This is a genomic window from Spirosoma endbachense, assembly GCF_010233585.1.
In the GTDB taxonomy this organism is placed as follows: Bacteria; Bacteroidota; Bacteroidia; order Cytophagales; family Spirosomataceae; genus Spirosoma; species Spirosoma endbachense.
On record NZ_CP045997.1, the window covers coordinates 8,445,702 to 8,471,257 of the forward strand.

Consider the following 25,556-nt stretch of genomic DNA (forward strand, 5'->3'; position numbering starts at 1 on the left):
ATCAAGTATAAAAAGGCTGACTGGGTAAAGACGCCTATCTCTACAAAGAGGCTGTCGTGCCAAATTTCAAGCTTAATAAATCAATCATTTTTAACTTAAGTAAAAAAACATTTCTCAACCTGTCTTGCCCTGATTTTAGCCGGGCGTTTAAATGGACAGTTTCTACTGACAGATTATAAGCGTAAACTTAGCATTATTAGCAGGTTACCTTCCAGTTAAGATGCATTAACCGCCCTTTAAATGAACGAACTTCGAATAGAAGTGAGGGTTTCGTTTGAATGACCAGTAAGCACAAGCCTGATCCCCAGCGTACGCTGGAGTTGCACGCAAGCCTTATAGCCGTTCCTTAGAACCCAATCCAAAAGTGATGATCATAAATAATAGAGATCAACAAACGCACGAGCAGGCCCTGGCGGATGGGGCCGATGATTTTCTAGCCAAGCCCATTGTTTTTGCTCAGCTTAACGAATGGAAAAGCACAGAAGGAAGTTCGGTCAAGCCCAGCGGTTAGGTATGCAGTAAAGTGATCACAAATTCAGAATCCTGCCCTTCATGACTTTCCACGGTTAGTGTTCCCTCATGCCCCTTCGTGACAATGTCGTAACTCAGGCTCAGGCCCAATCCCGTGCCTTCACCGGTGGGTTTGGTCGTGAAAAAGGGCTGGAAAATTTTGGTCTTCACTGATTCAGGTATACCTGTTCCATTATCCTTCACCCGGATTTCGACTGAATTCACCAGCCGACGCGTGCTGACGGTGAGAGTGGGCAGATAATCCGCCGGAGTCCATTTCTGCTTTTCCTGAACGGCATAAAAGGCATTGTTGTACAGGTTCAGCAATACCTGCCCAATGTCCTGAGCTACGACCTCGATTGGAGGTAAGTCAGAATTGAAGTGCGTAACGAGTTGACAGGTAAAAGCGGCTTCTTTGGCTCGTACTCCATGATAAGCCAGCCGCAAGTACTCATCCGCCAGTGTGTTAAGATTTGCAGGTTCTTTTTGGCCGGTGCTGGTACGGCTGTGTTCCAGCATGCCTTTGACAATAGCTGAAGCACGCCCGCCGTGGTGGGTGATCTTTTGCAGGTTTTGCTTTAAGTCGCTCAAAATTTCGGCTTCCAGTTCCGCATCCCGGTTGGGCATTTGTTGCTCCTCTTCCAGTTCGGCTACTAACTCCGCGCTAACCTCGGAGAAGTTGTTGACGAAATTCAGGGGGTTCTGAATTTCGTGGGCGATGCCAGCGGTGAGTTCACCCAAACTCGCCATTTTCTCCTTCTGAATGAGTTGGGTTTGGGTAGCTCTCAGTTCGCTCAGTGTAGAATCGGCCAGCCGTTTGGCCGCTTCCAGCTGGGTAAAATCGTCATAGCGAGCGTAAGCCGTCGAAAAAGCATCCGCCAGCAGTTGTAACACGCTTAACTGGTCTTCGGTTAACGGACTCGTATCATTGCCCACATACAGCATCCCCTGCATAAAGGGTAGTAAGTGCAGGTAGAGACTGGTTGGCCGATGGTCAGTCAGGTAAGCTTCGGGCGAAGAAATCACGCCCTGACGGATGAGTACCTGGGCCTGCACTAACAAGTTAGCTTCATCCCAATGCGTTGTGTAGATTTGTTTGTTTCGCCAGTGAGGCAGTGCATCGGCCAAAAGGCCTGATGTGGCAAAAGGTGTCTTGAAAGTAGCAATGGCATTTCCGTCCGGGCTGGATAAAAAGGTATGGATTTGCTCTTGTTGTTGGTCGATGATAAACACCCCGCAGCGAACAAAGGGGATGCCCAGAGTGGTAAGTTCCTGCCAGATCAGGGGCGGTATGCGGGTTAAATCCTGGGTAGTGCGCATGGACGCTATTTGGGCCCGCACCCGGTCTAGTGAGGCTGTTCGGACAGCTTCACGCGCCTGGGCTTCGGCTTTTTCTATGTCCATAAATCGGGTATAGGCCTGGTCAAATACGCGGGCAAAGCGTTTCAAGATGCTTAAATCTTGTTCTGAGTAGATCTTGCCTACATACGAATCAAGCATCAGGCATGTATATTTCTCAAAGGCAACATTGAGCGTATACGATTCGGCTTCATAGATCAGTTGTTTTACCTCGTCGGGTAAATACCGATAATCCGTATGCGTGAAAAGCACCTTGAAATAGTTATTTTTTTCGTCAAACGACAGGGATTGGGTAACGACATCCATCCCTTTCTCGGCTGCTTCATAAATGGCATTCGTAAAGGGATGGTCGAAATAGGGAACCTTAAAACAAGTGGCTTTTACCGTTTGGTTGGGATTAACGGTCCAGTGCACAGCCTCTCGTGCGTTTTCGGTATATAAGCCAATGATGGCGGCTCCATCAATGGTAATTTGAACTTGATTTAATTGCTGAAAGACTAAGGTAATCACCGCTTGTAACTCATTACTATGCTGCATCGCTAACGAACGGGAACGAACACGCTCCAAAGCGGTTTCTAGTTGAGCTTCTCTGGCCTGTGCTTCCGCTTTTTGCAGGTCCAGGAATCGCACATACGCTTGCTCAAACACCCGGGCGAAACGTCTTAAAATGTCATTCTCCTGTTCCGTGTACATTTTCCCCTGAAAGGAATCGATAAACAGGGACGAATGCTTTTCAATGGCGATTGAGTAAGCATAACCCGGACTGGCGAATATCCACTGCTTTGTTGCTTCGGGCAAATACTGATAATCAGACACCCGAAGAATCTGCTCCCAATAACTATTTTTTTCGTCGAATGTAAGCGAATCAGCTACAAAACCTAACCTATTCTCTCGGGCTTCCCAATAGCGGTTATTAGCAGGGTGGTCAATATAGGGCAACCGAAAGGAGGTAGCTTCCGATATACGGTCGGGGTTGGCAGTCCAATGGATGACATCTCTGGAGCCTTCACTAAGTAAAGCAATCACGGCGGAACCGTCAGTAATGGCAATATCTAATTGGTTTAGTTGGTTAAAAACCAGGACAATGACCTGCTTTAACTCCTCACTTGAATGCATGGCTAAGGAGCGGGACCGGACTCGTTCCAGAGCCGCTTCCACGACCAGTTCCTGATTTTTATGGCTTAGCTCGGCGGTTCGGGCCTCCACCTGCCGTTCGAGGATTTCATTTTGGGTCAAGAGAATCTGTTGCTTTTCTGCTGACAGTTCTTCAACCTCAACTACACGCTTCCGCAAGGTATGCGCGGTGCGGGCAAATTCACTGGCCAGAAATAAACTATACCCGATGGGTAAAACAAAAGACCCAATCGAAACAAAAATGTAAGCTAAAAAGCCCTGACCTGCCAACCGCAACGCTAGAGATGGGAGAAAAAAAACAGAGAAAATCAGAAGAGTCAGGAAGAGTGTCCGCCCCCCGGCCTGACGGGTCTTCATTCCGTACCAATACTGCCGCAACTGATCCAGGGTGGCGAGTAAGTAAAATCCTGTATTGACCATCCAGGCATCCTTGTAAAACAACAACATAGCCGGAATGGTGAGTATACCATACCCAACCAGACCGTAAAAGGCCCACCCTTTGGGTCTGTTATAGAGCCCGTATGTACCTATCAGCTGAAACAGAATAAAGATATTGATCAGCGCATAACCCACTAAGAAGCAGAATGCATCAAAGGACGTTGAGGTAGGGCGGAGTCGGAGCAGAAAAAAAATATAGGCGATTAATTGACCGATCGCATATAACCCAAAGAAAAGGTAGGGCTTACGCGTGTTGAACGAGAAATAGAAGAACAGAAATGTAACACCCAGTAATAAATAAAGAGATGACAGCACAAAATGCAGTATGAATGGAATAAGGGTGCCATTTAACTGGTCGATATGAGCCTGATTGCTGGATTGAAGCTGGAGAGCCAGACACGGATTACTCCAGCCATCAATATTATGATAAAAATTGGTAGTTGTAAATGAATACCGTATGGCGAGTTGGTGAGTATACTGACCATTGAGTTGAAAACTATACACTTCTCCTTTTAGATTGGCGGTTTGCTCCTGTTCTGGAACATTACTCACCACACCAAATTGGTAAATCACTTGCCCATCCAGGTAAATTTCCGAAGCCCCTACCTGCCGAATAGCCAGTGCCAGTGCCTGCTGCAAGATGGTAGAGTCGACCTGTAGTTTGAGCCTAAACCAGCCCAATTGGGCTTGTCGTACCTGTGGAAGGTCGTGAATATCCAGTGCTGGATTAATCGCTTGCCACTTTGCGTCGTCAAAGTCCGATTTTGCCCATTCGGGATTATCCCCTGCGTGCCACCTCCAGCCTTTATCGAGCAATACGCCCTTTGGAGGTAGGCTGTCGATGCGAAAAACGGGCTGGGCTAAACCGGCCGAAGTGGATAATCCCAGCAGCAGTAACCAAAAGAAGTAGTTCATGTGGACTGTCAACCGGACGATGTGGCCAATTGACCAATACGGATTGGGTGTCGATTAACAAGGCGTCGAGCAGGCGATTGGGGAGTTAACCAATCGATGAATGACTACTGGCTGCTAGTGACATGAGAATGACCAACCAGAAGCTCTATTGGGATGGATTAGCCTGAGCAGGCGATTCATCCTGACGTTGAATAGAATCAAATATATTGAAAATAAAAGAATTAGCCATTAGGTTCCGATTTTGGGCGACAGGCCGATCGGTTTGCTGTTGTGACCCCAATATTGAGGAAGATCTGGCAATAAGGCTATCGATTTTATGCCAACTCTGATCGAGTTTGGGCCATGGGTTCCTGTGAGATACTCCCTAAAGGAGATTTTCCCAACGCAAAGTCGTTTATCGAGTTGTTGAACCTCTTGCATAGTGAACGTATCTGGTAAAAGGTGGTCAGCCCAACTCCTAAAAGTCCCTATGCGTTCCTTAATCCCCCAGCTACTTATTTTCACTATTTTTACCCTATGCAAGACATCGAATCACTTCTCATTCTCAACCGACAAAACAACAAACTCGCTATCCGTCTTATCTCGCCTACCTTCGGTCATGTTCCGTCCGAAATCGCCGATCGATACGGCCTTACCCACCGCAAACCTTACTACTTTTTTCTCTTTCTGCGAGAAGGTCGGACCCAGCATGGTGTTGATCTCCAGCAATTCGATCTAAAAAGCAATGAACTCCTGTTCATTCTGCCTCATCAAATCCACCGGCTTCCTACGACCAAAGAAGGCACTGACTACTTCAAGCTCGGTTTTGATGAAAATTGCCTGTCCCTATTGCCTAAACAATATCCCTTTCTCATTAATCCATTCAACAATCAGAAAATACAATTCACTCCATCAACTGCCGCCAGACTAAAATCCATCTTCGACATTCTTCTCGACTTATTAAGCGCAGTGGATACCGATCCCGAGCTCATCCTGGCTCACCTCAATAGCTTGTTAACCGAAATCAACACCGCTTATTTTTCAATCGACAAAAATCCCGCCGACGACAAACTTTCCCATTACATCCGGTTCAAACTTTTTGTCGAGAACAACCTCACCGAGCATACAACCGTCCATGAAATCGCGGAACAACTCGCCCTCAACACCAACAGTTTATATACCCTTGTTAAACACTATTCCGGCCTTTCTCCCAAAGAATTCATTACCAACCGGCTCATACTGGAAGCAAAACGTCGGCTCTATTATGCTGAAAGTTCCATTAAGGAGCTAGCCTATGACCTGGGTTTCAACGATCCTGAATACTTCTCCCGTTTGTTTAAAAAAGTAACTGGCCAGACAATAGCCACCTTCGTTCAGGATTTGTCAGGGAACTAATACGATTTGTCCGGCTCCTTTCCTGAGGTTCTCTGGACCTTTGCTCTTCTAATAAATACGCAAATGATTAACAGAAAACTAGGAACAAACGGCCCTCATGTATCGGCAGTAGGGTTAGGCTGCATGGGCATGTCGGGGGCCTACGGACAATCTGACGATACAGAGTCCATCGCCACCATCGAACGAGCCCTTGAACTCGGACACAACTTTTTAGACACGGCCGATTACTACCGCGTAGGCCATAACGAAGAGCTGATCGCCCAGGCCATCAAAGGCAAACGCGATAAAGCCTTCCTCTCGGTAAAAACGGGTCAACTGGTAGCTCCCGGACCTAGCAAATCGATGGGGCCCGGCCCGGTAAGTGGTCATCCTGATTACATTCGCAATGCTGTCTTTTACAGTCTCCAGCGTCTGAAAACGGATTACATCGATCTCTATACCCTTGCACGGGTCGACCCCAATGTCCCAATAGAAGATACGATCGGCGCACTGGCCGATCTCATTGACAAGGGCATTGTTCGTTACATTGGTCTCTCGGAAGCATCGGCAGCGTCTATTCGTAAGGCGGCTGCTGTACATTCCATCACGGCACTACAAATCGAGTACTCGCTCTGGACGCGCGATATTGAAGCCGAAGTTCTTCCTGCCATCCGCGAATTGGGTATTGGTCTGGTAGCCTATGCCCCGCTAAGCCGAGGCTTTTTAAGCGGTGAAATCAGAACGCCCGACGATCTCAAAGACAGTCGTGTACACATGCCCCGCTACCAGGGTGAGAACTTTTACAAAAATCTTGAGCTGGTTGAAAAGATCAAGACGCTGGCCGCCGAAAAAGGGTGCACTCCAGCTCAGTTGGCGATTGCCTGGGTGCTGGCCCAGGGTGACGATATCATTACCATCCCCGGCTCTAAACGCATCAGCCATCTCGAAGAAAACATGGCCGCCGAAAACGTACAGCTCACCAGAGAAGATCTGGAAAGCATTGAAGCGATCATGCCCGCCGGAATCGTCTCCGGCACCCGCTACCCCGAAAGGTTCTTAAATGCCTTAAACCAATGAACGTTCATCGAATAATGACGGGATAGCCGTGCATTAATCGTAACCATAAGTGATCCCGAAATTCGGAATGACTCATGGCTTTGCTTACGACCGGTGGCGATTTCCAGTAGTTCTACGCTATAATTAATGACTGATTATGAGTTGATTTGTCCAGACAATACGCTAACAGACAGACATATGGCAAACCTATCCGCAGCCGTAGCTACCCTCCCTAATGACCAATCGCCCGTGTTGTATAAACCCGTGGCTCAGAGTGAACGAATCAAAACCATCGACATTCTGCGGGGCGTGGCACTACTAGGCATTTTGCTGATGAATATTCCTGGTTTTGCTATGCCGGATCGCTTTACGGACGCTTTTCGCAATGATCCGGAAAATATCAATTATCGGTTCCATTTTTTTATTACGGTTCTGTTTGAAGGAAAAATGCGGGCCTTGTTTTCAATGGTATTTGGCGCTGGCGTACTCATTTTTACGACCCGTAAAGAGCAGGCCGGCGCAGGAAAATGGGCTGTAACCGGTCTTTATTACCGGCGAATGGGCTGGCTGATTCTCTTCGGGTTAATTCATGCTCATGTACTGCTCTGGCTAGGTGATATCCTTTATATTTATGGTGTCTGCGCGCTTATTTTATACTGGTTCAGGAAATTAAAACCATCCTGGTTACTGGGCATTGCCCTGGCGCTGGGAAGTTTCGATGCCATTACCGGCCAGTTGTTCTATCATCATATTCGTGAGCAACGCCTGGCTTATCTGGACGTTGTAGCCGCTGAAAAACTGAATAAACCGCTAACGAAAACGCAACAGGAGGCTAAAACCGCCTGGCTTGAAACAGCGAAGGAGTTTATTCCAGACAAAGCGGAAATCGACAAAAACACGCGGCTAATGCGGGGGAATTATACCGAAGTCGCCAGCCACGTTCGACCATTTGCCTTTAAAATAGAAACCAATTACCTGATTTTATCCATTTGGGATGCTCTCGGCCTCATGTTACTGGGAATGGCTCTGTTTAAATGGGGCTTTTTAACCGGACAACTCCCCCGTCGAGTCTACTGGCGCTTGTTGACAGTAGGCTATAGTCTGGGCATTCCTATTGTCATATTCAGTTGGTGGTATGGCCATCAGTTTCCGAACACGACTGCTTTTTTAGATTCGCAACCGGTATCGATCAGTAGCCTGTTATACCCTATTCAGCGGATGTTACTGGTTATTGCCCATGTCAGTGTGCTCATTTTGCTGATTCAGGCTGGAGTGGCCAAGGGTGTTTTTCGAGCGTTGGGTGCTGTAGGACAAATGGCTTTCAGCAATTACATTCTTCATACAATTCTTTGCACCCTTATTTTCTTTGGCTATGGGCTGGGTTATTTTGGCCATTTACAATACTACCAGTTGTATGCAGTGGTGCTGGGAATCTGGACTGTCAACATTCTCTTTAGCTTATTGTGGTTGCAACGGTTCCAGTTTGGCCCGCTTGAGTGGGTCTGGCGTAGTCTGACCTACTGGAAAAGGCAGCCATTACGTCGGTCCGTAGAAATAGAGTGATTATTCGAACAGGTGTTCTAGCTTATTCAGGTGCCAGATTTAACCGATCTGGCACCTTTTTTTGTTCGCTATCGGTAGAAAATGTATAAAATACACATTAATAAGCAGTGGAAGTGGCAAAATGAGCCCTTAGATACTAAGCATTTTTACTGACTTTTTAGCGTAAGTAGATCATGCATAAGGTGTTGTAACAAAACCGTTGCTGATTAATTCTCTCTTAAAACCAACAGGCTAAAGACCGAAAAGTATCAGACAAATTCGTAACTTTTAGGATCGAATACCGCAGTATGTGATGTATTCTGGAAAAAGTTGGGCAAAATCCTACTGATTGTTCAGGTATAGGAAAATCTGAACGTAAAACCATTTAACTAGCTCAGTCGAGTAATGAATTTAATACGATCCGCGTTACGAAAGCCAATTACGATTCTGGTTTTAGTAGCTAGCTTATTCTTCTTCGGTATAAATGCAGTCCGTAACATCAAGATTGATATTTTCCCGAACCTGAATCTGCCAGTTATTTACATATCCCAGCCATTTGGCGGCTACACGCCCAATCAGATGGAGTCGTTTTTCGGGAAACAATATGTAAACCTGCTGCTTTATGTGTCGGGGGTAAAAAGTATTGAGAGTAAAAATATTCAAGGCATAACCTTACTGAAATTATCCTTTTACGAAGGTACCAATATGGCGCAGGCAGCTGCCGAAGTATCTGCCTATTCCAACCGGGCACAGTCTAGTTTCCCACCCGGTTCGCAACCGCCGTTTATTCTGCGTTTCGACGCGTCGACCTTACCGGTAGGGCAATTGGTATTGAGTAGTCCGAAGCGTAGTAACAATGAATTGCAGGATCTGGCCAACGTATACATCCGTTCTGGTTTCACATCCATTCCGGGGTTGGTGTCACCCGCTCCATTTGGGGGTAACTCCCGGTCCATTGTCATTAAAGCTGACCCTGAATTACTGCGTGCCCACAATCTGACTCCCGACCAGTTGGTGGCTGCCCTACGGATCAATAACCAGGCAACACCGGCAGGAAACGTGCGTATTGGCGACCTGAACTATTTTACGCCAGCTAACACGACAGTCAAGAATATTGAAGACTTCGGTAATATCCCGCTCTATACCGGAACGGTTCAAAACCTGTTTCTGAAAGACGTAGCCACCATTGAAGATGGAGCCGATATTACGCAGGGTTATGTATTGGTTAACGGGAAACGATCCGTCTATTTACCCATTACTAAATCGGCGGATGCCTCTACCTGGGAGGTCGTACAAAACCTGAAAGCCTCACTGCCTCGTTTTCAGGCCCTGTTGCCGGAAGATGTAACGCTGACCTATACGTTCGACCAATCGGTCTATGTGATCAATGCCGTGGAGAGTCTGATGACCGAAGGCGCTATTGGGGCGATCCTGACCGGCTTAATGGTCCTGCTGTTTCTGGGCGATGTACGGGGTGCGCTGATTGTGATCATAACCATTCCGACCTGTATCATTTCGGGGGTTTTGTTCCTGTCGTTATTTGGCCAGACCATCAACATTATGACGTTGAGCGGCCTTTCGCTCGCTATTGGTATTCTGGTCGATGAAAGTACCGTAACGATTGAGAACATCCACCAGCATATGGATATGGGGAAACCCAAAGCCCTGGCTATTTGGGATGCCTGTAAGGAAATAGCCTTTTCCAAACTCCTGATTCTGTTTTGTATCCTGGCCGTATTTGCTCCCGCGTTTACGATGTCGGGCATTCCGGGCGCGTTGTTTTTACCGCTTGCCCTGGCCATTGGTTTTTCAATGATCACGTCTTATGTGATGGCCCAAACGCTGGTGCCCGTACTGGCCAACTGGATGATGAAAGAACACCATCCTGTCAGCAATGGGAAAGCGACAAAGCAGGATCTCGTAAAAGGGAAACTGATCAAATCAAATGGCAGATCAGGGTCGAACGGACACGATGAACACGATGATCTGCTACAGGAAAAGAAGAAACTGGCGCATCGGGTCGACCTCGACAACAACGGCAAAATCAGCTACTTTGAGCGCGTTCGGGCGCGGTTTGTGCGGTTCATCGGGCGGATGCTTCCCTACCGGAAACCTATCGTTCTGGTTTATGTTGTCGGGTCGATAGGGATTGCTTTTCTGCTGATCACATCCATTGGGCGTGATGTGTTGCCGAAAGTAAGTGGCGGACAGTTTCAGGTTCGGTTGCGTAATCCAGATGGAACACGGCTCGAAAAAACCGAAGGGACCATGCTCAAAACCATTGATGTGCTGAATAAACTGGTCGGTAAAGAAAACATCGAGATTACCTCGGCCATGGTTGGGATGCACGGGGCTCAGTTTTCGACGAGCCCGATCTATCTCTTTATGGCCGGACCACAGGAAGGAGTTTTACAGGTAAGCCTGAAAGAAGATTACGATGTTGATCTGGATGAATTGAAGGATAAATTCAGGGCCAGCATGAAAAAGGACCTACCTGAAGTAAAGCTGTCGTTTGAGCCGATAGAATTAACCGACAAGATTCTTAGCCAGGGGTCGCCAACACCTATTGAGGTAAAGCTTTCGGGTAAAAACAAACAGCAAAACGAAGAGTACGCCAATAAAGTAATTGCCAAGCTGAACAAGATTCCATACCTGCGCGATGTTCAGATTGGTCAGGCCACTAAATACCCCGCCATTAACGTAACCATTGACCGGACACGGGCGGCTCAGTTAGGAACCGATATATCCGCTATTTCACGGTCATTGATTGCCGCTACCTCGTCGTCGCGCTATACCGAGAAAAGCGTATGGATTGACCCAAAATCGAGCCAGACCTATACGGTGCAGGTCCAGGTACCTGAAAACCAGATGACCAGCGTCAATGATTTGGGCGAAATACCCGTTTCACCGAATGCCAACCGCCCAATTCTGAGTGATGTGGCTACCCTGCAAAAAGGAACGACCTACGGCGAAAACGACAATGTTGGTGCCATTCCGGTTTTGTCGGTAACGGCCAATCTCAACGACATCGATTTAGGAACAGCGGCCCGTGATGTCCAGAAAGCCATTGACTCGCTGGGTGAATTGCCCCGGGGATTAACGGTAAAGATGCAGGGCCTGACGCAGGTGTTAATTGACACACTCGATAGCCTGCAAACGGGGTTGTTTACGGCCATCGTCGTCATTTTTCTGATGCTGGCGGCTAACTTCCAGTCATTCAAGGTTTCGCTGGTTGTGTTGTGCACGGTTCCCGCCGTTTTGGTCGGTTCGTTGGTCTTATTGATGCTGACCGGCTCAACGCTCAATCTACAATCTTACATGGGTATGATCATGTCGGTCGGCGTATCCATTTCCAATGCCGTATTGATGGTAACCAACGCCGAAGAACTTCGAATGCGAAATGGGAACGCCTTGCTTTCGGCCCGAGAAGCGGCCTCTGTGCGTATGCGACCTATTGTGATGACCAGCGTAGCCATGGTTGTCGGAATGATTCCGATGGCCTCGGGCATAGGCGAAGGTGGTTCGCAGGCCGCTCCGCTGGGCCGGGCCGTTATTGGTGGCCTGATCGCATCGACATTTGCAGCCCTGTTTATTCTTCCGCTGGTATTTGCGTGGGTACAGGGTAAAACCTCAACCGATTCAGTATCGCTCGATCCTGAAGACAAAGAAAGTAAGTATTATATTCCATCCTCGTATGAACCGGTTAATTAACAAACCATATTTTAATCTGCTTGCCCTTGTTGGGAGTTTATTCCTGCTCAGTTCTGTAACCAGTTGTCATTCGTCCGAAGGCAAAGAAGAAGCTGCGGAAGCTCCTGATGCACCGGCAGCGACGGAAGTATTCTCGCTAAAAAAAGGAAAACTATCGTCGTCCTTACAAGTGCCGGGCGAACTGGTAGCTTTTCGTGATGTTGATATTTATGCCAAAGTGAGTGGCTTCATCAAAGCCCTGCATGTTGATGTTGGGTCTGAAGTGAGGCAGGGCCAACTGCTTGCCCTCGCCGAAGCGCCCGAATTGAGCGCCCAACTGTCGTCGGCTGAATCGAAACTCAAAGGACAGGAAGCGATATCGATTGGAAGTAAGGCCAATTATGAGCGTATACTGGAAGCCAGTAAATTCTCGGGAGCAGTCTCGAAAAACGATGTCGATCAGGCGCTTGCGAAACGAAATGCCGACCTGGCTCAACTGGAAGCGGCTAAATCGGCCTACCGGGAAGTATCTGACCTGAAGAAATACCTTGAGATCCGCGCCCCTTTTGACGGGATTATCAGCGCACGTAATGCCAGCACGGGTGCCTACATCGGTCCCGCCGGGAAAGGCTCCGAATTCCCGTTGTTCGTATTAACCGAGCAGAAGAAATTACGCCTGGTTATTTCAGTTCCGGAAGCGTATACGGGTTATGTGGATCAGAACGATGCGGTGAGCTTTACCGTGAAGGCCTTCCCCGACAAGAAATTCACAGGCCAGGTAAAACGTCAGGCTGGCGCGCTCGACAAACGCTTACGTTCTGAGCGTGTAGAGGTCGATGTCATCAATAATGACAAGAAGCTGCTGCCCGGCATGGTGGCTGAAGTCAACGTGCCACTGCCGACAAAAAACAATACGTTTATTGTGCCGAAATCGGCCATTGTTAACTCAACAACGGGGGTCTTTATTGTCAAAGTTAAGGATGGTAAAGCCGAATGGGTTCCGGTGAAAACAGGGCTTGAAGCGGATGAAAAAATCGAGGTATTCGGCCAGTTGACCGAAGGCGATCAATTCATTACAGCTGCCACCGAAGAAATTCGGGATGGTTCGCCGGTTAAAGTGAAATGAGGTAGAAACCGGTTCGCTAACACATCAATCTGGTCAGAGTTGCACTGTACTGACGAACCGGTCTCTAGTTTATTTTACATAGCCCAATTTTCGGGGGATCGTATAAATTTCCGTTTGCCGACCGTCGATATAGCGAAATGTCTGACCGTCGAAAAAACCGTCTTCTTCGAGCATGATGCGTACGACTTTCTTCCATTCCGGAATCTCAACGGCAGCGTTGAGTTCAATAGAATAGGCGGTATTGGCCAATAGTGGATAATCGCCAGGGCCTGGAACGCCTTTTTGTTGATCCCACAGCCCGATTGTTGGTCCAGCGGCATGACCGTGAACGCCAATGGGATGGGAATAAATCGTGCCTTTGATGCCTTCTTTCTGCGATTGATCCAGAGCCGCCAGCAGCATCTGATTCCCTGTTTTCCCGGACTTGAATTGCTCGATCAGAATATCCTGCAACCGATTTCCCTGCTTAAAGGCAGCTTTGATCGATTCTGGAACGTCGGTTTCGCCGGGTCGCAGTACGTAAGCGTGCTGTTGCTGATCGGTGTTCAGGCGCAGATACGTAATTCCGAAATCAACGTGAAGCAGATCGCCCGGCATGATAACCTGTTTGTCGGGGCGTTTCGAGAACGTGCGAAGGTGATTAAAATCCTGTTCGTCGGCCCGTTGCACGTCAACTGTTGGGTGAAACCACGTATCCAGACCCAGACTGGTAATGCGCTGGCGGAACCACCAGACAACGTCGTCGGTGGTGGTAACACCCGGCTGAATGACCTGTTCCGAAAAACCTTCCTGAATAATCTGGTGCGATAAGCGGCAGATAAGCGGATAAATCGCCATTTCCTTTTCGGTTCGGGTTTCGAGCCAGCCAACCGCTACTTTCTCAGCCGAAACAAGGCGTTTCTGATAGTCGGCAGGCAGCTTTTTAAGGAACTCTTCGTGTTCAGAAAAGGATAATCCATCTGCATGCCCATAGTTGGTGGACATATTCAGGCCAATTTTTTTGGGCTTACGGTCTTCAATGATCTTCGCCAGTGCTTCCCATTGGTTCGGGCGAACGTCAATATCCCACGCACCTTTCAGCAGATTGCCCACATCATAGCGAGCGATGGCCAGCTTCTCAACCTCTTTTCCATTATCGAAAAAAACGATGATTGTCCGTCGACGCGCCGATAGCCAGGTACTGGGCAGCATGGTTCTCAATACCGGATCTTCATTGTATTCGCGGGAAATAATGATCCACATATCGAGACCTTCCCGGCGCATCAGTTTTGGGAGGAAGTTCGTGAATCGATCATCCACAATATCATCGATTACGCGCGCCCGTTCGCGTTCCGGCAAAACGGTCGATGGTTGTGTGGGTTGGGCAATTGCGGTGGAGAGAACAAGCGAAAATAGAAATATCCAGAGGAAAAGGTGTACTGATTTATACATAGGATGCAGGTTGTGAGCAGTTTGAAGCAAGATACACAAAGACATTATAGATTTTTAACAATACGCTCAGACAACGTTTTGATTCGTATCTGCATCTGCCCTACAGAGTGCCTTCACTGACTGATTCCCCAAAATCTGATGTTTGGGCATAAAATGCTAAATTACGTTCGTTAGCTTGCTGGCGTCTGACACTGACTATACAACCTATTCTTGCATGAAGATCACCCTACTTAGTCTGTTCGCTTTCTTTTATTCAACAATAGGCATCGCGCAAACGGGCGGCACGGGCCTACGGGGAATGGTTAAGAATGCTCAGGGCGAAGCGTTGCCTTATGCTGCGGTCATTGTTAAGGGTACACCCAACGGTACGATTACCAACGCCGAGGGGCGCTATGAAATCGCGCTGGCACCCGGCAAGTACACCATTGTTTTTCAATTTCTGGGATTTCAGACAATCCAGAAGCCAGTAGAGATTGGAACCGGATTTACCACCTTAGACGCTACCCTGGAGGAGCAGGCCCTTCGCCTGGCGGAGGTAGAAGCGAAAGCGGGCAACGAAGATCCGGCCTATACGATCATGCGTCGGGCCATTGCCAAAAGCCGGTTTCATCAATTGCAGGTACAGCGGTTTAAGGCGAGAGTCTACACCAAATCATCAGTTACAGTGCTTGACCTTCCCAACCTGGCCGAGATGGCGTTTCGGAAGCAGCTAAAAGAAGCGGAAAAGGAGGCCAACTTCAAAGTTGGTGTGCCATTGCTGAACGAAACCGTGGCCGAAGTTTCGTTTAGTCAGCCAAATACCTACCGGCAGCGAATCATTGCGAATCGTAATTCGCAGGGCGATTTTCTGAGCCCCAACCAGTTTTATAACGCCAGTTTTTACAATCCAACCATCGCTAATTCGGTATCACCCCTATCGCCCAAAGCGTTTGCGTACTATAAATTTGAATACAAGGGCACCTTTCGGGAGCCGGGGCCGGATGGGAAAGCGATAGAAATCAGCAAAATCCAGGTTATTCCAAGGCAGTATGGCGAGGGCGTTTTCCGAGGCACGATCTACATCATCGAAAACACCTGGGCTATTCACAGTTTGCAGCTGGAGACGGTCAACAACATCGGAATTTCTTTCACCGTTCGCCATGTCTGTACGCCTATCCAGGGCGTTTGGATGCCGACAAACCAACGCTACAATGGCAGTGGGTCTTACCTGGGCGTGAAAGCAACGGGCTACTATATCCGTAACCTTACGTTTAGCGAATTCGTGGTCAATCCAGCCTTTGTGGAGGAAATTGAGGTTGCCGATGAGAAAAAAGGGCCACCCGCCACAACACTATCCAAAGGGGATATCAAGGGCAAACAACTGGATGAATTGGTGAAAAAGCAGAAGGAATTTTCAACCAAAAATTTAAGGCAGCTCGTCAAGGAATACGAAAAGCAGGAAAAACAGGCCCGCAAAAATCGGAAAGAAGACGTAACCGTTGTGCGCGACGATTCACTGGTAGTCGATTCACTGGCCCGCAAACGATCCAATGTTTTCTGGGACTCGCTGCGGTCGGTGCCGCTGACAACCGCCGAAATCAAAAGCTACCGCAAAGCCGATAGCCTGGGACTAACCCGTGAGATAAAGGCCCCCGGAACTACCGATACCACCCGACGGGACTCAACGAAGAAGAAATCACCGAATAAGTTTTCCATTGGCCAATTACTGAGCGGCAACACATGGCGCCTGAGTAAACGCAGCTCCCTGATTTATACCAGCCCAATCACCCGGATCGAGTACAATACGGTTGAAGGCTACTCACTGGAAGGGGCGTGGAATTTCCGCTATCGGGCTAGAGTAGATTCGGTAAATCGGTTCAGGCAAATTCCATTGGGCGAATGGAATATCGGTGGAACGGGCCGCTATCAGTTTGGCCGCAAGCAGTTTGTTGGTTACGGGCAGGCCAGCTACCAGTACAAAAACACCCGAATTGGTCTCTCTGGCGGACGGTATTTATATCAGTTCAATTCCGATAATCCAATCAGCCCATTTTTGAATTCGCTGACAACGCTCCTGTTCGAGCAGAATTTTGCGAAACTCTATCAGAAAGATTTCCTGAACCTATCTGTCAGCGCGTCGCCGTTTAAACAACGACTAAACCTAGCCGGTAGCCTGGAATATGCCCAGCGAACAGAACTGACCAACTACAAAGAAGACCTTAAACCGTGGATAAACTGGCGCAATCGTGTCTATACGCCCAACCGACCCGAAAATGCGGAACTGACCAACACGGGTTTCCCGGTCCACAATGCGCTGGTACTGAACCTAACGGCTTCGGCGCGGCTGGGTTCTACACAATACATCATCCGGAATGGACGGCGGACGGCCCAGCGCGATAATGATAGCCCGTTACTGACCGTAAATTACCGAAAAGGTATTCATGGCGTTGCTGATTCCGACGTTGATTATGATTTTCTCCAGGCCAGCATCAGCCATTCATTTGAAACCGGCATCCGGAGCCGTCTGAATTATCAGATCAGTGCCGGGGCTTTTCTGAATGACAAACAAGTGTATTTCCCCGATTTCAAGCACTTTGCGGGAAACCAGTTTTTCTTCCAGCAGGGCGATGTTGTCTCCAGTTTTCGTCTACTGCCGTATTATCAATACAGCACCGGAAAGCGGTTTGTTGAGGGGCATGTTCTGGCCGAATTCCGCAAGTTTCTCGTAACTCAACTGACAATTGTTCGGCTCATTGGCCTGAAAGAGAACCTATTTGTGCATTACCTCTACACGCCGAATTCGCAGCACTACACCGAAGTTGGCTATGGTTTAGATGGCCTGATTCCACAGGTGCTGCCATTTTTCCGGGTGGAAGTTATTTCGCAGTGGCAGGACGCCAAATACCAGGGAGTAGGGTTCCGAATTGGCACAACGCTGAAATTTGGCCGGTAAAGTTGATGTATGACTATGTACGATCCGATCCTCGCTCATGTAGGTCAGTATATCCGGCTCGAACCGGCCGAAACGGACTATTTCACCTCGTTACTGAAGTATAAACTGCTGCGCAAACGCCAATACCTGGTGCAGGCCGGTGATGTATGCAAGTTCGATTCATTTGTGCTTAAAGGTTGTCTGCGAACCTATTTTGTGGACGATCGTGGCGACGAGCATGTGGTACAGTTCGCCGTTGAAAACTGGTGGACGGGCGATCTGTATAGTTTTCTGACACAATCGCCAGCGGCCTACAATACCGACGCCCTCGAAGACTCGGAGCTTTTACAGATCGATCAGGCATCGATGGATGAGCTGTATGAGCGTGTCCCCAAATTTGAACGATTTTTTCGTATTCTCAGTCAGCGGGCGTTTGTGGCAGCGGAACAACGGGTGATTGCGACCATCAGCCAAACCGCCGAGGAACGTTATCGTCACTTCATCGAGCGTTACCCTGGCATCGACCAGCGTGTTCCTCAACACCTCATAGCCTCCTATTTAGGTTTTACACCCGAGTTTCTTAGCCGCATCCGAAAGCAACTGGCTACCCGGAAAGCTTAAACTAGATCAATACTATTTCCTAAACTACATCAAGGAACCCGCCTAAGGGCTTGCCGTAGCTTTGTCCTGTCAAAACAAGACGACAATTAAAAAAAGACAAAGCAATGGACAAGCTCCTCAACAACATTCAACAACTGAACCAGCTCGTGCTCGACGGCCGGGCAATAGATGCCTTCGAGCACTACTACGACGAACAGGTCGTCATGCAGGAAAATGCATTGCCGCCTACAATCGGTAAAGCCGCAAATCGTCAGCGCGAACAGCTGTTTTATAGCAACCTCACGGCCGTACATACGGCTCGGGTACTCGACACAGCCGCGGGTGATGGCGTAACGATGGTCGTTTGGCAGTATGACTATACGCACAAAGAGTGGGGTCGCAAAAACTACACGCAGGTATCGGTGCAGCACTGGCGCAACGACAAAATCGTTCGTGAGCAATTCTTCTATGATTCGGTACCCGCCTGAACTCTTTTTATCATCGAAGCCCAACGGTTAATCGCCGTATAACTTACAACATCATGTTTCAAAAAATCATTGCCACCCGCAGCGATTGGGCGGGATTGGTACTTCGTTTGCCGCTCGGCACAGTAATGCTATACCATGGATTGCAGAAAGCTGTCGGTTGGTTTGGCGGCTTTGGCTTCAGCAATACTATGCAATTCTTCACCGATACGGTTCATATCCCCTGGCTTATTGGTCTTTTGACCATTGGCATCGAGACGATTGGCGCTATCGGACTGCTGCTGGGTTTGCTGGGGCGGGTCAATGCACTGGCGACCTTTACTGTTATGCTGGGAGCGATGCTGACCACACATTTGCCAGTTGGCTTCTCCATGAACTGGTTCGGCAACCAGAAAGGAGAAGGTTACGAAATGGACCTGCTCATTTTCGGCATGAGCCTGGCCTTGCTAATTATTGGCAGTGGTCGCTATTCGATCGACCGTCTTCTTGTGCAACGTGCTGGTTCGTCGGAGAAAAACCCGGCCAGTCAGCCCCAGTCGCAAACGGCAACCCTCAGGTAGATTCGTTCATGTTTCCCTATTGCCCGGAAGCCCGCCAGAACAAGGAAAAGCATAATCTCGCCTGATTTTGGGCATTGTATGGTTCGTTGAATAATGTGCCGCAATAGCCCCCCTTTTTGTCGTTTTCGCCCTCCATTAACGGCAACGATCAAGCGTATATTTGCCTTAGTATTAACTGGCAATAAGGTAAACAACATGCAAAAGATCACGACATTCCTGACGTTCAACGACCAGGCCGAAGAGGCCGCGAATCTGTATACGTCGATTTTTAAAAACGCAGAAATTGACCACATTTCCCGGTATGGTGAGGCAGGTCCGGCACCGGCAGGAACGGTAATGACTGTTATGTTTCACCTCGATGGGCAGGAATTTATAGCCTTGAATGGTGGACCTCATTTTACGTTTGCCGAAGGTATTTCACTCTTCGTTAACTGCGAAACTCAGGAGGAAGTAGACAATTTTTGGGAGAAGCTTTCTGAAGGTGGTGAAAAGGGCCCCTGTGGCTGGCTCAAAGACAAATTCGGGGTATCGTGGCAAATTGTGCCGTCGGTATTGAATAGCCTGTTGCAGAGCAAAGACGCGGAGAAATCAAAACGGGTTATGGAAGCCATGATGAAAATGTCTAAGCTTGACATCAAAACATTAGAAGAAGCGTAAGCCATATCGTCATAAACAGAGCGGGCAGGAGACCTCATCGAGGGTATTCCTGCCCGCTCTGTTTTAAAGACCTGTCTGAGTAAAGTGAGCGTTTCAACAAACCAACTTTGAGCGTTTCAACAAAGTTGCCCCTCCAAATAGAGCCGACCTTTGTCAAAATAAAAATCACAGACAATGACAAAAGTTTGGTTTATTACAGGAAGTTCACGGGGGCTTGGACGGAGTCTTACCGAAGCCGTACTCGCCAATGGTGACCACGTAGTGGCAACAGCCCGCAAGCCGGAACAATTAGCAGAACTTACCCAGAAGTATCCGGATCAGATCTACCCGGTCCGGTTGGATGTTACCGATAAAGCACAGATCATCTCCGCTGTTGAACAGGCAATAACCCGTTTTGGTCGTATAGACGTATTGGTAAATAACGCTGGATTTGGCATCATTGGTGCCGCAGAAGCCTTTACCGACGAGCAGGTACGCAGCCAGTTGGAAACGAACCTCTATGCGCCGATCGAAGTAACCCGCGTTGTGTTGCCTTACATGCGTAAGCAGCGCTCTGGTCGCATTCTGCAAATCAGTTCAGTAGGCGGCCGAGTCGGGAATGCCGGATTAACGATGTATCAGGCCGCTAAATTTGGACTGGGTGGTTTTAGTGAAGCGTTGAATAAAGAAGTGGCTCCCCTTGGCATACGGGTAACGAGCGTAGAACCCGGCGGATTTCGTACCGATTGGGCTGGTGAGTCCATGACCTATGCTCCGTCAATTGACGACTATGCATCAACTGTAAACCAAAGGGCCGATTACTTTAAGAGTGGCTCCTTTGTTCCAATGGGTGATCCCGATAAGGCCGCAAAAGCAATGATTGATCTGGTCGAGCATCCGGAGCCGCCTGTGCATTTGGTACTGGGCAGTGAAGCCGCCAGTCTTTTGACACACGCCGACGCCGAACGAAAGGCTGAGTTCGAAAAATGGATGCCGGTAAGCATCTCCACCGATCATGATGAAGCCGCCAATTTTCTGGAAACAGCGTTAGGGAAAGCGTTTGTGAACCGGAAGGGTAATGATTAAACGATAGGCATCAGCCCCGAGAGCTGTTGTCTTACTCGTTGCCAGAGATCACTTCATTGATCTATAGCAATAAAACTATATACCTGTATGTCAGTCGGATACACGGCCTTTATGACTAACATCGGGTACCGTTGCAGGAAGTCAGAAAATAATAAAAAGTAAAAAAGGAGGTTATTTTGGACCTGAAATTAGTAGGTAAACGTGCTTTGGTGACCGGATCAAGTTCCGGTTTGGGCGAAGCGATTATCAGGATGCTGGCCGCCGAAGGGGCAGCCGTTGTAGTGCATGGTCGTGACGAAAATCGGGCTAATGCCGTTGCGGAGGCCATTCGTACAGAAGGTGGTCAGGCCGATGTTGCCATCGGCGATCTGGCCACCGATTCCGGTGCCGATACCGTAGCCAATACGGCATTGAACGGCGGAGCAATCGACATTCTGGTCAACAACGCCGGAGCCTATCACCACATGAACTGGATGGAAGCTACTCCCCAAAACTGGATCGAGACGTACGAATCGAATGTGTTGTCCGGCGTACGAATGATACACCGGCTGGTGCCGCAGATGCGTGAGCGAGGCTGGGGTCGTGTCATCCAGATTGGTGGAGGTCTTGCCCAGCAGCCGATCCCGATGCAGCCCGATTATAATGCTTCGTTGGCGGCTCGCCATAATCTGGCCGTTTCGCTGGCCCGCGAGTTGAAAGACTCAGGAGTGACGTCAAACGTTGTAGCGCCGGGAGCCATTCTTGTCCCAAGTGTTAAAGCGTTGCTGATGAATCTTGCACCAGCTAAAGGTTGGGGCACTACCTGGGACGAGATTGAACGAAATGCGGCCCGTGATTTTGTGCCAAATGATATAGGACGTTTTGGCCGTCCGGAAGAAATAGCCGGAGCCGTTTCGTATCTGGCGAGTTCTTATGCCGATTATATAAGTGGTGCCGTTCTGCGTGTCGATGGGGGCACCATCCGCTCGGCATTTTAACAGGATCAATGATCTATTGGCAAGGATCATTAGAACTCATTTAATAGTCCAGCGGGATTCAATTCGTACGAATTATTGTTCGTCTTTAAGCACATTGAACTCGCACGAATGACCCGTTTGGGTTCTTTGGGTTCACCAAAGACTCTGGTAACAGTAACTGCTTAACGCCTAAAGTAAGCGCTGAAAAGGGGCTGCCGTAAGCTGTTAAGCAGCTTCTGTTTATTTGAATAAACATGTATCCGTATGACGCTGCTCGAGGGCGAAAAGAGATCGGCACAAATACTCTATTCCTGCTACCATACCCGAAGCCGGGAGGGCGAACAGTTCATTCCTGAGCATATTTTCAGCTACCAGATTGCGGGGACGCTGGCCATGAATGACGGGAATAAAGAGTATATTTTTAATGAAGGTGATTTCAGATTCTGCAAACGAAATCACCTGGTTAAATTTAACAAGCAGCCACCCGAAGGCGGTGAATTTAAATCTATATCCGTCTATCTTGATCAGGAAACCCTTCGAAATGTTAGTCTGGAATATGGCTTTAATGGCGAAAAACATCAGGAAGGCGATTCCATACTTCAGCTAAAGCCTGCCAGACTTTACGAAAGTTACATGAATTCGCTGATGCCTTATGATCAGCTACGGCAGCCGGCCAATGAAAACCTGCAGTCCATAAAATTGAAGGAAGCGATTTTGATTTTGCTGCAAACAAATCCGGAATTAAAGACCGTTTTGTTCGACTTTTCGGAACCGGGCAAAATTGATCTGGAAGGATTTATGAACAAAAACTTTCACTTCAATGTGGAGTTGAAACGGTTTGCCTATTTAACGGGTAGAAGCCTTGCTACGTTTAAGCGTGATTTTGAGAAGATATTTCATAGTTCGCCCAGTCGCTGGTTACTGCAAAAAAGGCTACAGGAAGCGCATTACCTAATTAAAGAAAAAGGTAAAGCCCCCTCGGATGTATACCTCGACCTGGGCTTTGAGGACCTGTCACATTTTTCGTTTGCCTTTAAAAAAATGTACGGTTCATCGCCGTCAAGAATCTGACTTTTTCTTTAAATGGGTGGTGTCTCAGTTTGAATTTTAATGCTTGATTGCCTCGTGCTCTTGTGATTACAAACCTATAAGCCGGGCCGCCGTAGCGGTATCAAAAACCTTATAGGTTTGTAATCACAAGAGTACTAGTTTCGGTCGATGGCCAGCATCGTTTGTAATAACACATTGGCCCCATGTCCAATGTCAACTCCTTTTGAGAATTCTTTGGGCGAATGACTGATACCGCCCACGCTGGGTATGAAAATCATGCCAACGGGTGCGATTTGTGCCATTTCCTGCGAGTCATGCCCGGCCCCACTCTGCATATACCGGTACGATAGGCCCAACGATTTGGCTGCACCGATGATTTTGTCCTGAATCGGTTTGGCCGTGAGAGCGGGAGTTACCGGCACACCAGACTTTTCAAATGTGATCGTCGTTTCGGAGGTTTTGGCAATTTCCTGGGCTTTGCCTTCTACTTCGTGAAATAGTTTCCAGATTTTATCGTACGATAAATCCCTGATTTCTATGCCTAACACTACTTTACCCGGAATGACATTATACGCACCGGGTTCGATCGCTATTTTGCCGACCGTACCGACTTGCCTGCCTTCGTGACTGGTAACTACTTCGTTCAGAGCAACAATCAGTTTAGCCGCTGCCAGCAGCGCATCGCGTCGACTATTCATGGGCGTTGTGCCAGCATGGTTGGCCGCGCCCTCAATCGTTACGTCCCAGTGTTCAATCCCAACAATCCCCTCTACCACACCAATCTGTAAATTTTCTGTCATTAAGATACCGCCCTGCTCGATGTGCAGTTCGATAAAAGCGGTCAAATCGCCTTTTTTTCTGACCACTTTGCTCAGACTATCCGGGTTACCGCCAATTGCCCGGATGCCATCGGCTATCGTCAGCCCGCTTTGAGTTACCGACTTTAACGCGAGTGGGGTAATTTTTCCGATTATGGCACCGCTACCGATTGTACCCCCTTCTTCATTGGCAAAAATGATCAGTTCCAGCGGGTGTTCCGTGATGATGTTATTTTCGTTGAGAGTTTCAATGAGTTCCAGCCCACTGATGGACCCGACAGGCCCATCGTAATTACCGCCATTGGGTACACTATCGATGTGCGAACCAAAGGCGATGGGTTTCAGGGCTGGATTCTTCCCTTTTCGTCGGCCAATGATATTGCCCGCGTAGTCGACCGTTACGACGAGTCCGGCTTTTTTCATCAAGCCCATAAAATAGGCCCGGCCTTCCTGATCGGCTTTGCTATACCCGACCCGACCAACTCCACCGTTGGGCAATGCGCCAATTTTCGATAACTCCAGCAGCCGATCCTGTATCCGCTGCTGATTGATTTTCAGGTTGGTTGTCTGTACCTGGGCACTTGCCACAGATGAAACCAGAAACAGGCAAACGAGTAGTGTGTTTTTCATGGACTCTGTCAGAAAGTTTTGGCGCGTGTTTTTAGCTTATTGAACTCAGAAACAGGCTTTTAGACCGATCTAGTGTTTTCTATCGAAACCTGCTGAGTTTACTTAATTCGCCTGTACTTTTTCAGTAAATCAACGACCCGCTTATGCGGAAGGCCATACGCTTTATTTCCATTAATGCCCTCCATCGTTTCGGCGGCAACCATGGCGTTGATAATGGATTCCTCTACGGCCTGAACGGTGGCCTCAAAAAGCGGATTCATCTGATCATTGGGCAGTTGATCGAGTTTGGCGATATTTTCCCGTTGAAAAGCCGTTGGGTTTGCGGTTGAAAAGGCAATGAAAATGTCTCCCGAACCATTGTTTCCTTTACCGCCAACAATGCCCACGCCCAGCGAAACTCGGGTGGCTATCCGTTTCAACTGATGGGGTAATAAAGGGGCGTCGGTGGCAACAACCACAATGATAGACCCATCCCCTTCCTGTTTGTAGGATGGCGGGCCTTTGATCTCATAATTCAGCGTATCTTTCAGTTCTTCGCCAATGGGTACGCCTGCAATGGTTAAATGTCGTTTGGTACCAAAATTAGATTGCACCAGTACACCTACGGTATAGGCGGAGTCTTTAATTTTTACGACTCTCGACGATGTTCCTGTCCCCCCTTTGAAGCCCAGACACATCATACCTGTTCCTCCGCCCACATTGCCCTCTTCCAAAATGCCCGATTTAGCCTTGTCTAATGCCTCAAAAGCATGGCTTTCTTTGACATGAAACCCGTAAATATCATTCAGTCCGCCGTCGTATGTTTCGGCCACAATTGGGTACGTGTACCAATAATCTTCTTTATACCAGCCCGTTTTGACGAACCATTTCAGGACGGCATCTCTAACAACCCCCACGCTGTTTGTATTGGTGATCATGATGGGTGTTTCGAGAAATCCGGATTCAGTAATCCAGGTTGTTCCTGTCATTTCTCCATTGCCATTCAATGAATACCAATTTGAAAAAACAGGGTTATTCGTTCTGCCTCTTGGTAAAATAGCGGTGACGCCTGTTCTGACGGGACCTTTTCCCCGTATATTTTTCCCCTGGCCCGATATGATGGTGCTATACCCGACTTCTACGCCTTTTACATCGGTTATGGCATTGAATTTTCCGGGCGTTCCCGAAAAAGGAATGCCAATTTCTCTTGCTCTTGGCTTCTGGGCAAAAACCGAAAATTGGCTTGCCACTACGAAAAGGAGTACGGTAAACTGGTTGGTCATGTGAATAG

The 25,556-nt window shown here is 48.2% G+C and carries 18 protein-coding genes; 14 read left to right on the forward strand and 4 right to left on the reverse strand.

The window, feature by feature from the left end; translation table 11 throughout:
• Nucleotides 1-367 precede the first annotated feature (367 nt).
• Nucleotides 368-511: a response regulator gene (locus tag GJR95_RS34230; RefSeq protein WP_162390131.1), complete on the forward strand. Its 144-nt coding sequence runs from the start codon at nucleotides 368-370 to the stop codon at nucleotides 509-511.
• On the opposite strand, the gene GJR95_RS42905 is transcribed toward GJR95_RS34230, so the two are convergent.
• Entirely contained in the window at nucleotides 508-4,356 is a 3,849-nt protein-coding gene (locus GJR95_RS42905; RefSeq protein WP_394369974.1) for a sensor histidine kinase, read from the reverse strand. The two genes, GJR95_RS34230 and GJR95_RS42905, sit on opposite strands and share 4 nt — an antisense overlap.
• Before the next feature lie 516 nt (nucleotides 4,357-4,872).
• Here GJR95_RS42905 and GJR95_RS34240 point away from each other — a divergent pair.
• The 5 genes from GJR95_RS34240 to GJR95_RS34260 all read left to right on the forward strand — a co-directional run bounded on the left by GJR95_RS34240 (nucleotide 4,873) and on the right by GJR95_RS34260 (nucleotide 13,123).
• Nucleotides 4,873-5,730, forward strand: a complete 858-nt coding sequence (locus GJR95_RS34240; protein WP_162390132.1) for a helix-turn-helix domain-containing protein — start codon at nucleotides 4,873-4,875, stop codon at nucleotides 5,728-5,730.
• A gap of 63 nt (nucleotides 5,731-5,793) precedes the next feature.
• Nucleotides 5,794-6,786: an aldo/keto reductase gene (locus tag GJR95_RS34245; protein WP_162390133.1), complete on the forward strand. Its 993-nt coding sequence runs from the start codon at nucleotides 5,794-5,796 to the stop codon at nucleotides 6,784-6,786.
• Nucleotides 6,787-6,963: 177 nt separating this feature from the next.
• On the forward strand, nucleotides 6,964-8,328 hold the full coding sequence (locus GJR95_RS34250) for a DUF418 domain-containing protein (protein WP_162390134.1): 1,365 nt from the start codon (nucleotides 6,964-6,966) through the stop codon (nucleotides 8,326-8,328).
• A 384-nt stretch (nucleotides 8,329-8,712) separates the two neighbouring features.
• Nucleotides 8,713-12,018 carry an efflux RND transporter permease subunit gene (locus tag GJR95_RS34255; protein WP_162390135.1) on the forward strand — a complete coding sequence of 1,102 codons (3,306 nt, stop codon included), beginning with the start codon at nucleotides 8,713-8,715 and terminating at the stop codon, nucleotides 12,016-12,018.
• Nucleotides 12,002-13,123 carry an efflux RND transporter periplasmic adaptor subunit gene (locus GJR95_RS34260; RefSeq protein ID WP_162390136.1) on the forward strand — a complete coding sequence of 374 codons (1,122 nt, stop codon included), beginning with the start codon at nucleotides 12,002-12,004 and terminating at the stop codon, nucleotides 13,121-13,123. The genes GJR95_RS34255 and GJR95_RS34260 overlap by 17 nt, the downstream gene beginning before the upstream one ends.
• Before the next feature lie 69 nt (nucleotides 13,124-13,192).
• Here GJR95_RS34260 and GJR95_RS34265 read toward each other — a convergent pair whose 3' ends face one another.
• Nucleotides 13,193-14,554: a M24 family metallopeptidase gene (locus GJR95_RS34265; RefSeq protein WP_162390137.1), complete on the reverse strand. Its 1,362-nt coding sequence runs from the start codon at nucleotides 14,552-14,554 to the stop codon at nucleotides 13,193-13,195.
• Between the two features lie 214 nt (nucleotides 14,555-14,768).
• Between GJR95_RS34265 and GJR95_RS34270 the strand changes: the two genes are divergently transcribed.
• The 8 genes from GJR95_RS34270 (at nucleotide 14,769) to GJR95_RS34305 (ending at nucleotide 22,859) form a co-directional block, all read left to right on the forward strand.
• Nucleotides 14,769-17,486: a DUF5686 and carboxypeptidase regulatory-like domain-containing protein gene (locus tag GJR95_RS34270; protein WP_162390138.1), complete on the forward strand. Its 2,718-nt coding sequence runs from the start codon at nucleotides 14,769-14,771 to the stop codon at nucleotides 17,484-17,486.
• Between the two features lie 15 nt (nucleotides 17,487-17,501).
• A complete protein-coding gene (locus tag GJR95_RS34275; protein ID WP_162390139.1) occupies nucleotides 17,502-18,086 on the forward strand; it encodes a Crp/Fnr family transcriptional regulator in 585 nt (194 codons plus the stop codon).
• 104 nt (nucleotides 18,087-18,190) lie between these two features.
• Nucleotides 18,191-18,553, forward strand: a complete 363-nt coding sequence (locus GJR95_RS34280; RefSeq protein WP_162390140.1) for a nuclear transport factor 2 family protein — start codon at nucleotides 18,191-18,193, stop codon at nucleotides 18,551-18,553.
• A 53-nt stretch (nucleotides 18,554-18,606) separates the two neighbouring features.
• Nucleotides 18,607-19,110: a DoxX family protein gene (locus tag GJR95_RS34285; protein WP_162390141.1), complete on the forward strand. Its 504-nt coding sequence runs from the start codon at nucleotides 18,607-18,609 to the stop codon at nucleotides 19,108-19,110.
• A 195-nt stretch (nucleotides 19,111-19,305) separates the two neighbouring features.
• Nucleotides 19,306-19,767 (forward strand): VOC family protein, encoded by a 462-nt coding sequence (locus GJR95_RS34290; RefSeq protein WP_162390142.1) that lies wholly within the window; start codon nucleotides 19,306-19,308, stop codon nucleotides 19,765-19,767.
• A gap of 174 nt (nucleotides 19,768-19,941) precedes the next feature.
• Entirely contained in the window at nucleotides 19,942-20,832 is an 891-nt protein-coding gene (locus GJR95_RS34295; RefSeq protein WP_162390143.1) for an oxidoreductase, read from the forward strand.
• A 176-nt stretch (nucleotides 20,833-21,008) separates the two neighbouring features.
• Nucleotides 21,009-21,809, forward strand: coding sequence for an SDR family NAD(P)-dependent oxidoreductase (locus tag GJR95_RS34300; protein WP_162390144.1), 801 nt, complete (start codon nucleotides 21,009-21,011; stop codon nucleotides 21,807-21,809).
• Nucleotides 21,810-22,052: 243 nt separating this feature from the next.
• On the forward strand, nucleotides 22,053-22,859 hold the full coding sequence (locus tag GJR95_RS34305; protein WP_162390145.1) for a helix-turn-helix domain-containing protein: 807 nt from the start codon (nucleotides 22,053-22,055) through the stop codon (nucleotides 22,857-22,859).
• Nucleotides 22,860-22,993: 134 nt separating this feature from the next.
• Here the strand turns inward: GJR95_RS34305 and GJR95_RS34310 are convergent, their stop codons facing one another.
• Nucleotides 22,994-24,286 carry a M20 family metallo-hydrolase gene (locus GJR95_RS34310; protein ID WP_162390146.1) on the reverse strand — a complete coding sequence of 431 codons (1,293 nt, stop codon included), beginning with the start codon at nucleotides 24,284-24,286 and terminating at the stop codon, nucleotides 22,994-22,996.
• Between the two features lie 98 nt (nucleotides 24,287-24,384).
• Entirely contained in the window at nucleotides 24,385-25,548 is a 1,164-nt protein-coding gene (locus GJR95_RS34315; protein WP_162390147.1) for a DmpA family aminopeptidase, read from the reverse strand.
• Nucleotides 25,549-25,556 lie beyond the last annotated feature (8 nt).